The 12594-nt window shown below is 41.8% G+C and carries 13 protein-coding genes; 3 read left to right on the top strand and 10 right to left on the bottom strand.

Annotation, left to right across the window (positions count from 1 at the left end):
• Positions 1-8: 8 nt before the first annotated feature.
• The 4 genes from lepB to glgC all read right to left on the bottom strand — a co-directional run bounded on the left by lepB (position 9) and on the right by glgC (position 5154).
• Entirely contained in the window at positions 9-833 is an 825-nt protein-coding gene (gene lepB, locus AC0L6V_RS23010; RefSeq protein ID WP_409419145.1) for a signal peptidase I, read from the bottom strand.
• 51 nt (positions 834-884) lie between these two features.
• Positions 885-2690: a translation elongation factor 4 gene (gene lepA, locus AC0L6V_RS23005; protein WP_409419144.1), complete on the bottom strand. Its 1806-nt coding sequence runs from the start codon at positions 2688-2690 to the stop codon at positions 885-887.
• A gap of 240 nt (positions 2691-2930) precedes the next feature.
• Positions 2931-3563, bottom strand: a complete 633-nt coding sequence (locus AC0L6V_RS23000) for a riboflavin synthase subunit alpha (protein WP_265220662.1) — start codon at positions 3561-3563, stop codon at positions 2931-2933.
• A gap of 337 nt (positions 3564-3900) precedes the next feature.
• A complete protein-coding gene (gene glgC / locus AC0L6V_RS22995) occupies positions 3901-5154 on the bottom strand; it encodes a glucose-1-phosphate adenylyltransferase (protein WP_409419143.1) in 1254 nt (417 codons plus the stop codon).
• 92 nt (positions 5155-5246) lie between these two features.
• Between glgC and glgA the strand changes: the two genes are divergently transcribed.
• The gene (gene glgA, locus AC0L6V_RS22990; protein WP_265220660.1) at positions 5247-6680 is read left to right on the top strand and encodes a glycogen synthase GlgA; all 1434 of its coding nucleotides are present in this window, start codon (positions 5247-5249) and stop codon (positions 6678-6680) included.
• A gap of 49 nt (positions 6681-6729) precedes the next feature.
• Here glgA and AC0L6V_RS22985 read toward each other — a convergent pair whose 3' ends face one another.
• The 3 genes from AC0L6V_RS22985 to AC0L6V_RS22975 all read right to left on the bottom strand — a co-directional run bounded on the left by AC0L6V_RS22985 (position 6730) and on the right by AC0L6V_RS22975 (position 9966).
• Entirely contained in the window at positions 6730-7566 is an 837-nt protein-coding gene (locus tag AC0L6V_RS22985) for a substrate-binding periplasmic protein (RefSeq protein ID WP_265220659.1), read from the bottom strand.
• Positions 7567-7841: 275 nt separating this feature from the next.
• Positions 7842-8822: a penicillin-binding transpeptidase domain-containing protein gene (locus AC0L6V_RS22980; RefSeq protein ID WP_418139106.1), complete on the bottom strand. Its 981-nt coding sequence runs from the start codon at positions 8820-8822 to the stop codon at positions 7842-7844.
• 22 nt (positions 8823-8844) lie between these two features.
• Entirely contained in the window at positions 8845-9966 is a 1122-nt protein-coding gene (locus AC0L6V_RS22975; RefSeq protein WP_418138648.1) for a transglycosylase domain-containing protein, read from the bottom strand.
• Between the two features lie 462 nt (positions 9967-10428).
• On the opposite strand from AC0L6V_RS22975, the gene AC0L6V_RS22970 reads away from it, so the two are divergent.
• Positions 10429-10758 (top strand): Rieske (2Fe-2S) protein, encoded by a 330-nt coding sequence (locus AC0L6V_RS22970; RefSeq protein ID WP_265220657.1) that lies wholly within the window; start codon positions 10429-10431, stop codon positions 10756-10758.
• Positions 10759-10859: 101 nt separating this feature from the next.
• Here AC0L6V_RS22970 and AC0L6V_RS22965 read toward each other — a convergent pair whose 3' ends face one another.
• Positions 10860-11276 carry a DUF2798 domain-containing protein gene (locus tag AC0L6V_RS22965; RefSeq protein ID WP_473483172.1) on the bottom strand — a complete coding sequence of 139 codons (417 nt, stop codon included), beginning with the start codon at positions 11274-11276 and terminating at the stop codon, positions 10860-10862.
• Positions 11277-11406: 130 nt separating this feature from the next.
• On the opposite strand from AC0L6V_RS22965, the gene AC0L6V_RS22960 reads away from it, so the two are divergent.
• Entirely contained in the window at positions 11407-11853 is a 447-nt protein-coding gene (locus AC0L6V_RS22960) for a MarR family winged helix-turn-helix transcriptional regulator (RefSeq protein ID WP_265220655.1), read from the top strand.
• Between the two features lie 27 nt (positions 11854-11880).
• On the opposite strand, the gene AC0L6V_RS22955 is transcribed toward AC0L6V_RS22960, so the two are convergent.
• A complete protein-coding gene (locus AC0L6V_RS22955; protein WP_418138646.1) occupies positions 11881-12231 on the bottom strand; it encodes an HD domain-containing protein in 351 nt (116 codons plus the stop codon).
• A complete protein-coding gene (locus AC0L6V_RS22950; protein ID WP_418138645.1) occupies positions 12191-12517 on the bottom strand; it encodes an HD domain-containing protein in 327 nt (108 codons plus the stop codon). Before AC0L6V_RS22950 ends, AC0L6V_RS22955 begins: the two co-directional genes overlap by 41 nt.
• Positions 12518-12594: the final 77 nt, after the last annotated feature.

The raw sequence follows: 12594 nt of genomic DNA, 5'->3' as shown, positions 1-12594 counted from the left end.
AAAAATACTTATTCAATCAAACCGTTATTTTTAAAACTTGGGATACTAAAAAATTCGTCCCAATGCAGCCATACATAAAAAGCACGACCTTTCATATTTTCATCTGGAACAAATCCCCAAAATCGACTGTCAGCACTATTGTCTCTGTTGTCACCCATCACAAAATAATGGCCTGCTGGTACAGTCCATTCACCTTCATGTGGGGTAAATCGGTAACTATTATAAATCTCGTGTTGTGCCTCACCCAAGTGCTCAGAAAATACATCTACTGGCTCTTGATTTGGGTTCAATGACACAGGCAACTTGGCTAAAAATTCTTTGCTAACTGGCTCACCATTAACCATCAATGTCTTATTATGATAGCTGATTTGATCACCAGGCAAACCGACCAAACGTTTAATATAGTTTAAACTAGGATCAAGTGGGTATTTAAATACAACCACATCACCACGTTTTGGTTCTGTAGTTGGAATAATGGTTGTATTTAAGACAGGTAAACGAAGTCCATAGTCAAACTTATTCACCAGAATAAAATCACCTATCTTTAATGTTGGCAGCATAGATCCTGACGGAATCTGAAAGGGCTCAACAACAAAAGATCGCAAACCAAAGATCACCGCAATGATAACGAAATAGGACTTCACCTCCACCACCAGCTTAGGTGTTTGCGCCAATCGCTGCTGGGCATCCTTACTGAGAGCTTTGCGTGTCTCTGTTGGCATATTTACCAACAGAGCTTTACGCTTGGGAAAATACACAATACGATCATACACCCAGAAGACACCCGTCACTAAAAACGCAATGGCCAGTATCAATTCGAAATCAAAACCCATACTTCATTTCTCCATCAGGGCGTGCTGAGCACGCCTGTTGTTTTTCTGGCTCTAGCTGTCTAGCTGCAAAACCGCAAGGAAAGCAGATTGTGGCACCTCAACGTTACCTACCTGCTTCATACGCTTCTTACCTTCTTTTTGCTTCTGCAACAATTTCTTCTTACGGCTCACATCACCACCATAACATTTGGCAATTACGTTTTTACGTAACGCTTTCACTGTCGTACGTGAAATGATTTTTGCCCCCACAGCACCTTGAATCGCCACGTCAAACATCTGACGCGGAATCAAATCTTTCATTTTTTCACACAAAGCACGACCTTTATACTGTACGTTATCTTTGTGCATGATCAGCGCCAAAGCATCGACACGCTCGCCATTGATCAAGATGTCTAATCGACATAAAGGTGCAGCACTAAAGTGGGAGAAGCTGTAATCTAACGACGCAAAACCGCGGCTACAAGATTTTAGTTTATCAAAGAAATCCATGACGACTTCGTTCATGGGTAACTCATAACGCAACTGCACTTGACGACCAACATATAGCATATCTTTTTGAATGCCACGCTTTTCCACACACAACGTAATAACGTTACCCAGATATTCCTGTGGCACTAAAATATTGGCTTCGACGATTGGTTCGCGCATTTCTCGAATCGAACCAGGATCTGGCATTTTTGATGGACTGTCAACGTTAATTACATCGCCATTATTTAATTCGATTTCATACACTACCGTTGGCGCAGTCGTGATTAAATCTAGATCATATTCACGTTCTAAACGTTCCTGGATGATCTCCATGTGCAGCATACCCAAAAAACCACAACGGAAGCCAAAACCTAGCGCATCCGAGCTTTCTGGTTCAAAGAACAAAGAAGCATCATTCAATGTCAACTTATCAAGGGCAACACGGAAATCTTCATAGTCATCAGAGCTAACAGGGAACACACCCGCATAAACTTGAGGTTTCACTTTTTGGAAACCCGCTAATTGTGGAACATCTGGCGTAGAAGCGTGGGTAATGGTATCCCCTACAGGCGCCCCATGAATATCTTTAATACCCGCAACAACATAGCCAACTTCCCCCGCTCTAAGCATACCAGTTTCTTTTCGCTTAGGCGTAAAAATACCTGTCATATCAACCGGATGTGTTTGTTTGGTTGATTTAATGAAAATTTTATCTTTCTTACGCAACGTGCCTTGTTTGATACGAACAAGAGACACTACACCCAGATAATTATCAAACCATGAGTCAATAATAAGCGCTTGCAAAGGCGCATCAACGTCACCCTCTGGCGGTGGAATCGTCGCAATCAGGCGCTCTAATACATCATCCACTCCCAAACCTGTTTTTGCCGAGCACGTCACCGCATTCATCGCATCAATGCCAATGATCTCTTCAATCTCAGCACTAACACGTTCTGGCTCTGCTTGTGGTAAGTCAATTTTATTCAACACAGGCATCACTTCGAGGCCTTGCTCGATGGCGGTATAACAGTTTGCAACAGACTGTGCCTCCACGCCTTGTGCAGCATCAACCACCAACAATGCCCCTTCACAAGCAGCAAGGGAGCGCGACACTTCGTAAGAAAAGTCAACATGTCCCGGTGTATCGATAAAGTTCAACTGATAAACTTGCCCATCTTTCGCATGATAATCGAGCGTGACGCTTTGCGCCTTGATGGTAATACCACGTTCACGCTCAATATCCATCGAGTCAAGAACCTGAGCAGACATTTCACGTTCACTCAGACCTTCACAAGTCTGAATGAAGCGGTCGGCTAACGTCGATTTTCCGTGGTCTATATGGGCAATTATCGAAAAATTGCGTATGTGCTTAAGATTATTAGAAGACACTATTTACTCACACTTAAAAAGCGATATTTGAATGATTACCTGTTGAAAAACGCTCGTTAAACACCTATTTCATTCTGAGTGACAGAAGAATTAAACACCATCGTCATGACAATCATAAGAAATACGCACCAACACGTTTTCAGGATAGAAATTGGCGAGCATTCTACCGAAAATTGGGCAAGGACTCCATTTATTTCAAAACCAAGAAGAATTAGCCTCTTAAATCCGTTCGAAAGTGATTTAAGGCAAAACAATCCCTCTTTGCTTCAAGATACGCTCAACGGTATCGACGGTTGCCTGAGTGTGCGCATCGATTTCAAGATTCACTCGATCTCCTAGTGACAACATACCAAAGGTCGTTAATCTCAATGTTTCTGGAATCAAAGACACTTCAATCCAATCATTACCAATAGCGCTAATTGTCAAACTCGCACCATTTAGACCCACATAACCTTTATCAAACAAATAACGTCTTGCATCCACTTCGTGCTGACGATCTGTCGTAAAGCGGATATGGACACTTTCTTCAATTTTTTCAATTCGCGATACGGCAACAGACGTCATAATGTGACCAGACATAACATGCCCACCAATCTCGTCCCCCATTTTAGCAGCACGCTCAAAGTTTACCGTATCCCCGACCTGCAAAAGGCCAATATTGGTTAACGCCAACGTGGTATCAATTACATCAAATGTCAAAACATCATGACCAATCTCAGCAACGGTAAGACAAACACCATTGATAGCCACACTTGCCCCAAGCTGCTGACCCAGCATAACACCGGCTGGAAACACCACCTCTAAACGTTTGTTACGACCCACTTGATCGGCCGCTTTGACCATCGCGGTCCCCTGAACGATACCCGTAAACATAAAACCTCCTCACTAATAGGTGAAAATACAAACATATTTACCCAATACACTACGCCAAATGAAAGACTGAAGAAGAAATGAACACCAATGTCCAAAGCTGCATACCGACTGGTTTTGCGTAAGTTATCAAAGATTCACCAATAGGGTTATCCACAGGTTACGGGGATAACCAATTCTCTATTCAATAATCTAAAAGCGAAACCCTACTAATGCGTCCAATTCAGCATTTTACAAGGCACCGGTACACAAGATAATGAAACAAAGCTTTTCAAGGCACACAAAAAAGCCGCTGATATGAGCGGCTTCTTACTAAATCAACAATCATTCCTTGAAAGTACTATTCAGGCAATGCCTCAATCATCTCTTGCGTCACTAAAGTAATACCGTCTGAATTTCGATAAAAGCGAGCTGCATCTGCAACAGGGTCTTCACCAATTATCGTGCCTTCTGGAATATGGCAGTCAGAATCCACCACCACTTTACTAAGACGACAATGCCGACCGATATTGCAGCGAGGCAAAACTACAGATTTAATCACATGAGAATAAGAGTTTACTCGAACATTATTAAATAGAATGGATTGCTCGACCGTTGAACCCGACACAATACAGCCAGCCGACACGACTGAATTCAATGCCGTACCAATGCGCTCTTCGTAGTTATAATTGAACTTTGCTGCAGGTCGTTGATACTGCGCTGTTCGAATCGGCCACTCTTCATCATACAAATCCAACTCTGGCACCAATCTTGTCAGATCCATATTCGCTTCCCAATAGGCCGTTAATGTTCCTACATCACGCCAATACGGCTTATCAGGATAACTGCTATTACTAATGACACTATTGGAAAAATGGTGAGCTTTAATTTTGCAACGCCCAACAAACAAAGGAATAAGGTCCTTACCAAAATCATGACTTGATTCGTCATCGCTTGCATCTGAACGTAAGTTTTCAGACAAAAACTTCGTATTAAAAATATAAATACCCATGCTAGCAAGCGACACATCAGGCTTACCCGGCATCGTAGGTGGATTAGCCGGTTTTTCTTCAAACGCTATAATGTTATCGTTTTCATCAACATGCATTACACCAAACTGATCCGCTTCTTTCAGTGGCACTTCTATGCACGCCACCGTAACATCTGCACCGCTTTCAATATGGTCTTGCAGCATCAAACTGTAATCTTGTTTATACACATGATCACCAGCCAGAATCAGAATATACTCGCTGTCTAAACCATCTATCATACTTAAGTTTTGATACACGGCATCGGCTGTACCACGATACCAGTCACTGCCAGTCTGTTGCTGAGCAGGCCATAGTTCAATGAACTCATTAAAATCCGATCGCAGAAAATTCCAACCTCTTTGTACATGCTGATTCAATGTATGAGAGCGATACTGAGTCAGGACGGCAATACGACGCATACCTGAGTTAATACAATTGGAGAGAGGAAAATCAATAATTTTATATTTACCCGCAATAGGCACTGCAGGCTTAGAACGATTATCCGTTAGCTGTCTTAATCTTGAACCACGTCCACCGGCTAGAATAATGGACAAAGTTTTCATACGCGCCGTATTTAAATCCATGTGATGCCCTTAAAATTTTTATCAACACACCTATTTGAAGTCCTATTTAGGTATACTCTGATCATTATTCCAAATCAATAAGATGACTAATAATGAAAATACTCTTTGCTGCTTCCGAAATTTACCCCCTAATCAAAACAGGTGGATTAGCCGATGTGGCTGGCGCACTACCTGTCGCGTTAAGAAACAAAGGCCACGATATCAAACTTATCATGCCAGCGTATCAAGGCATACTAAAAAAAGTAGCGCCTATTCAAAAGAGTATCAACTTAGGAAATCCATTTGGCGTTGGAGATTTACTGTTACTTGAAACCCACATTCCTGACAATGACACACCAATCTGGCTATTACAATGCCAAGCACTTTACGAGCGTGAAGACGGTCCCTACGTCGACAAAAATGGCATCGACTTTCAAGACAATCACATACGCTTTGCCGCCCTTTCTTGGGCTGTTGCAACATTAGCGTTGCACGGCAACCTAATAGATTGGCAAGCAGATGTTCTACACTTAAACGACTGGCAAACTGGGTTTGCAGCTGCCTATCTTAAAAGTTGGAAAGTAGACCACATTCCTATTGTAACCACCGTACATAATTTACGTTATAACGGTAGTTTTGATATGAATCAATTTTCAGACACACACTTATCACCAGAACTCTTAAGCATGCATGGCATGGAGTTTTATGGTCGATTCTCAGGACTTAAAGCAGGCTTAGTGTATGCCGACGCAATTACCACGGTCAGTCCAACCTATGCACAAGAAATTCTCACGCCTGAATATGGAGACGGCCTAGATGGCACCCTAAGAGCGATGCAAAATAAATTAAGTGGCATCCTCAATGGCGTTGATTACAACCAATGGTCACCAGAAAAAGACGCACTCATTCCGCAAAATTACGACATAGACACGCTTCATTTAAAACAAACAAACAAGCTTGCTTTATTGCGAGAAAACTCGTTGTCAGAAGACCTTAACTATCCCGTATTTGGTGTTGTGAGTCGACTCACTGAACAAAAAGGACTGGATCTTGTATTACACGTTATGCCCTCATTATTAGACAAGGGTGCTAGACTGATTGTGCTTGGCTCTGGTGATAAAAACCTAGAGTCAGGCTATTTAGAATTACAAAAAAATTACCCGCAACAAGTCGCCGTTCGTATTGGGTATTTCGAAGATTACTCTCACCGAATACAAGCGGGTATCGATGCCCTGCTCATACCCTCACGTTTTGAGCCTTGCGGGTTAACACAGCTGTATGCCTTAAAATACGCCACATTACCCGTTGTAAGGCAAACCGGAGGATTAGCAGACACTGTGTTTGAAGAGGGCGACAAAGCCAATGGCTTTGTCTTTAAAGAGGCCAATGGAGAATCCCTAAAACTGGCCATGGAAAGATGCATGGCGTGCTTCTATGATGGCAATCGCTGGCTACAAAAACAACAAAATGCCATGCGTTATGATTACAGTTGGGAAGCTGTTACAGATCAGTGGGTTGATTTATACCAGTCCTTGTTAAATCGCTAAAAATAAAAAAGCGAAGCAACTTTGCTTCGCTTTTTTTGCTCTCAGCATACTAAGGCAAGACCACACTAATGCTACTATGCGCTTCCCATTCTTGAACGCCATTAATCAGTGCTTGTTCAGTAAAGCCATCTTGCTTCATTTCTTGCAGCGCCGTCGCAATACGCTGTTTGATTCCGCTATCATTACAAGGCGATTTTTTAGACATAGTCAGGTACAAACCCTCACTACTAATATATGGCACTGCCGCCACAATAAAATCGGACAATCCCAACATGGTGGCATAAGCATGAGCAGGGCTCTTTTCATACAAAACGTAATCCACTCTATCAGCCTCAAGCATACGCAAAGCTTGTGATAGACTAGAAACAGCCAAAATATTCAAATTACGCTGGGCATATTGATCAAACTCTTGACCAAAACTGTTGTTAATGACCGTGACCCCCCACTTACCTTTTAAATCTTCCTTTTTACTAAAAGGAAAAGTTTTATCTTTGCGCTGCCAAACAACACTTGTCGTATGCAATATCACAGGCGTGAAATAATCCATATAATCTGCGCGCTCATTCGTGTAGAAAGCCCCAGCCATTAAATCAATACGACCATTTTTAACTTCTGTCTGAGCACGAGACCAAGGACCAGAATGAACAAGTGTGATAGGAATATCAATACGCCGACTAAGCTCATCAATAACAAGGCGATTCACACCATGAAGTTCTGTTGATGTGTCATTTTCTCGCCACAAGAAAGGTGGATACTCAGAATTACCTGTGGCTGTGAGAGCGTTACAAGAAGAGGTCAGAGGCAAATTTGTTACGCCAAAAGCCATACCAGCATTAAAAAAAGTTGCTGCAAAAAAACAGCCAACTGCATATGTGTAAAGCCGCATAGCCGCGCCACTCCATTACCTATAAAATTAAAATAACCAAAAGCATTTTTCTTCTAAGTATCAAGGTGGTGTTATTTCCAAGAAGAGCCTAACACGTCTTCTCAGTACGACAACTAAATCTCCTGTATTGTCTAATATCCTACTTCCGTAAAGGCACCTAAAATGCTCAGTAAAGATCGACCTAAACAGTAACCTTTTTATTTTCAACAACCTAAAAGGCTATATAAGAATAAAAGAATTATCAATCTTCTTTTTATCTTTCATATAAAGACAAACTAAAAAGGCCAAAAACATGAGCTACTATCTTTTGGTTCAGTTCCTAGAATAAAGGCTAATGTCGTCTTCTCTTTGCAACGATCCGCCGCAATTTCAAACTGACTGTCTAATACACTGAAACGTGCAGCACCATCAGGCAAGTTTTCAGGTAAAGAGATTGGATTAACATGACGAGTAAAGTCTATCCAAACGTTTTGCGCACCACTGCTGCCAGTGATACTTAATGGCACATTGTCATCATCCCCCAACCATACCGTAGACGAGTAATCACCTGTAATGCCAACAAACCAGCTGTCTTTTTGTTGGTTGGTTGTTCCCGTTTTAGCGGCAAAATTCAGATTTGGAAAGGCCGCTTGAGCAGCACGCGCCGTTCCAATTTTTGGTGTTTTTGTCATTCCATCCAAAGTTACAGCCAACACAGCATCGGTGAAAGGCACATCATTATGTTGATCAAACCGCTTCATGAGCTGATCATTCTGATCCATCACAGCAAGTACGACACCAAGCTCACTACTCTTTCCCTGCGATGCTATTGGCTGGTACAAGCGTGACACTTCAAACGGCGATAACTCCAATGCCCCCAAAGCCACAGCAGGATGCATAGTAAATGGTCGTTTCACACCAAGCTGCCTTAAAGTGTCACCAACTCGATCAAAGCCTATTTGTTGCGCCAAGGACACCGTGGCCAAGTTATAGGACTTTGCCATAGCTTCATAAAGATGCACTTCTCCATGGGTCTGTCTGTCGTAATTTTCAGGCTCCCAAGTTTTCCCACCTACATTAAAACGCAGTTTTTTATCTTCAATCTTAGACCACCAAGTAAAACGCCCCGTTGCTAATGCTGATAAATACAACGGAGGTTTCACTAATGAACCGATCGGTCTCACCGCCCCTAATGCTCGATTAAATCCCGTATAAACTTGACCACTTGATCCTACGACAGCGCGAACTTGACCTGACAGTCTATCTGTTACCACCATAGCGCCTTGTAACCCTCTTAGTTTAGGGTCTCGCTTTTCTAACACCTGCACTTGGCGTTGCATAGCTAAACTTGCCGCACGCTGAGACTCGAATATCAACACCAGTGTAAATTCGTAAATTCTTGGTTGCCAGAGTGCTTTCATCAAAATCTCTCGACAGCTGCATAGCCACCAAGTCTAAATAATCGCCAAATATAGAACGCTCTTTTTTCTTACTGGCGAGCCGAAGAGGCTGCTTTATTAAACGATTGTAATCTGCATCGGATAACCGTCCCTGACCTTTCAATACTGCCAATACCATGTTACGTCTATCTTTGGCGCGTTTTGGAAAGCGTTCGGGATTATATAAAGAAGGACCTTTCACCATACCCACCAGCAAGGCAAACTCGTCAATGTTTAACTCATTAAGTGGACGACCAAAGAAATGCTGACTCGCAGCGGCAAAGCCATGTAAGGCACTATTACCCAGCTGAGCCAAATACACTTCATTCATATAAGCCGTAATAATGGCTTCTTTTGAATAATGATATTCAAGCAGGATACTCATTACGACTTCTGTCAGCTTACGCGTGTAGGTACGCTCAGAAGTCAAATACATATTTTTAACTAACTGCTGAGTCAGAGTAGAACCACCTTGACGTCGTGAGCCATGAGTAAAATTCACCACCAAAGCGCGAGCCATACCGGTTAAAGAAATCCCCCAGTGCTCATAAAAATCTTGATCTTCAACAGCAATCAAAATATCCATTAAAGGCTTGGGAATGTCATCATAGGTCAAAATTTGGCGGCTCTCTGTATTACCACCATACAAAAAACCGATACGCTGAGGCTCAATTCTCGCTTCTGCAATTTCGTCACCATTCAGTGCCTGTATCACCAACCGTCCGTTTTGAAACGAAAAAATGCGTCTTTCACTTTTATGAAAGCCTAAGTGATCAATATATGAGCGCAAATGAGCGCTTACTTTTGTCTGACTACGAGCAGCCCAACCAACATTCTGACTGTTACGCCCAAATCGATACCCTGTCTCTTCTAGTAAGTCTTCAAGATCTTGCTTATTCCAAGGTGCACCATTACGCAAAACTATGGGCGCACTGTAGACTTCAGAAGGCACTTGCCATTTCTGCCCTTCGAAACGACTCACCACTTGTCCATTCAACCACCACACCCAAACAGAGAAAGGAATACTACCAACTAAAGTAACGATGAGCCCCCATTTAAAAAGGGTGCTGAATACTCTCTTCAGCAAAGAAGATTTAGGTTTTTTTCTTTTGTGTCGAGGACTTAGACGAAGGTTTTGCAGGCGTTTTTTTAGTCATAACTGACAATTATAAGGAGCTTGATGTCAGCAAGCAACGATCCAAAAACAACTAACTTAATTCTTGCATATTGACTCGTGAGTAATAGCACTTTAGAGTCTTTGATCACGGAAAGTTTATTTAACTGACATTTTCCTGAATTTCACCAGCTCAGTCGGCAACAGAATTGGACAAAACACCACTAAGAGTATCGCTGTAATCGTAACTTCTCTTAGTTCGCATAATTATGGAAAGCAGCAATTCTGTTGGAATAAACAACATTCATCATAAAAAAGTGCGGTAATCACGTGTTTAATAAATATCTAATACCGAACGCGCACGACCTTCCAGAAGGCAAAGCGCTCAATATCACTGTCGAACAGTCTACGTTCTTAGTCACGAAACAAAAGGGACAGATTATCGCTTTCGAAAACCTGTGCCCCCACCAAAACAAACCCCTTAACTGGTCTTCTGAGTCTGTACTTGACGACGAGGGCGATTATCTACAATGTCACCACCACGGCGCCCTTTTTTCACCTTCAGATGGTGTATGTATTACTGGTCCTTGCCAAGGCAGTCAATTAAAGAAAGCCACTGTCGGAATGGAACAAGGCAACTGCTATCTGCTTTTTGCTTAATCGGCCACTGAGTATTATTGAAGTCGTGGAAACCACATCGGGCGATGACTAAGTTGAGGCTCATCATCTTTTTCTAATAGCTTTCATATCAAGAAATTATTTTAAGCTTTAGCCCAAAAAACAGCCAATTTTGGCTTAATCACAAGCGACATTAAAATAGAAATAACCAGACCTGCAGGTAACGCAGAAATAAAAGTCGCCCCCCACAAAGCAACAAACTCATTTAGAACAAGAAAACCATGCAAATTTATTGTTGTTACGATAGCCATAATAGATTCCATTATCACCGCCATGATAAGCCCGAAAACAATATTTTTTTGCATCATAGACAAAGTGTAAAACACTTTATTGACAAGACTATTCGTCACAATAGAAATCACACCACCGATTGGTGCAATACATAAAATACACAATGCAAACGACGACAACCAAGCAGCAATAAAATGACTAGAAAAACCCATATTTCGCCAAGTCATTAAAAAGGTTAAAAATCCCCCGATAACCACAATAAAACTGATAATGATGGCAACTTTCTGAATTTTTTTGACATAGATACCCTTCCAAGGAATGATAGTGTGAGAATAAAACTAATTGACAAAAGCAACTATAATACATTAAGTTGACTTTGTCAACTACATGGGAATCACTATGCATAATACTGAATCAGCGCTTCAAACACTCTTCATGAATACAATTGGCGGGCTAAAGACTTCCATGAAAAACATCATGAAAGAAAAACAACTCTCCCTATCTCCAATGTATTTTATGATTTTAAAAAACATTCACGATACACAAAACTGCACCGCAAATTATCTTGCTGACATCACAGAGAAGGACAAGGGTCAGATCACTCGATTGGTCCAGGAGTTGATAAATCAGTCACTCGTGACCAAAATGCCAAACCCGATAGATAAACGCAGTCAGTTTCTCAAATTAACGCCACGTGGAATGCAGTGTTATCAAGAGTTAGCCAGTGCCGATCAAGCGGTACTAAAAGAGATGAGGGCAGATATTAGCGATGAAGAGCTGAAGCATTTTTTGACCATCGGTGAAAAAATGCTCTCGAACCTGAATGCGATCAATAACAAAGCATAATACGTTTTTTACACAAGCAGAATGTCATTAGATTTCTAACGCTAATTGCTCTAAGAAAATGCGCATTATTTTTTCACGCCTCCTGCCTTCCAACCTAGCCGAAGGCGTGTTTAAACCATCCGCAATACGAAACAACTTATTATAAAAATGATCAATTGCATAACGTCCATCATCAGGCTTACGCTCATCACAAAAGGGATCATCCTGCGCATATAAAACTCTGTTTATTGCACCACTCACTTGCATACAACGAGCAATACCGATAGCCCCCAGAGCGTCCAATCGATCAGCATCCTGAACGATTTTGGCCTCAAGCGTTTCTGGCTTCACATCAGCACTAAAGCTGTGAGCTCCGAATCGCATGATAAATTGCGTCATAATACTCTTTTGGATAAGCAATTGAACGCAAAAAATCAACGGCTTTGTCTCCTGCCAACGTGGAAGCTAGATGCCGCTGTACATGATCTTTGGGCAAAGACACGCAATCATGCAAATACGCCGCTGGTATCACTATCGCTAGATCGGCCTGTTCCTCACAGGCCAATTGCCGAGCAATCTTAACCACTCGATTAATATGAGCGAGATCGTGAGCGACATCGGTATGCTTTTGAGTATCTAAAAAGGCATAGAATTGCACTTCATATTTGGTTAACCACTCAGACACGATTCAGGCTTCCCTACTACAAAAATGATAAAACATTATAAAAGGTTTCGAATATAAACACTAAAAAGCACCAATAA

It is taken from the genome of Marinomonas sp. G8-14, from assembly GCF_055808935.1.
Note: the sequence above shows the minus strand (reverse complement) of the source record. Positions and strands in the feature narration are given on the sequence as shown.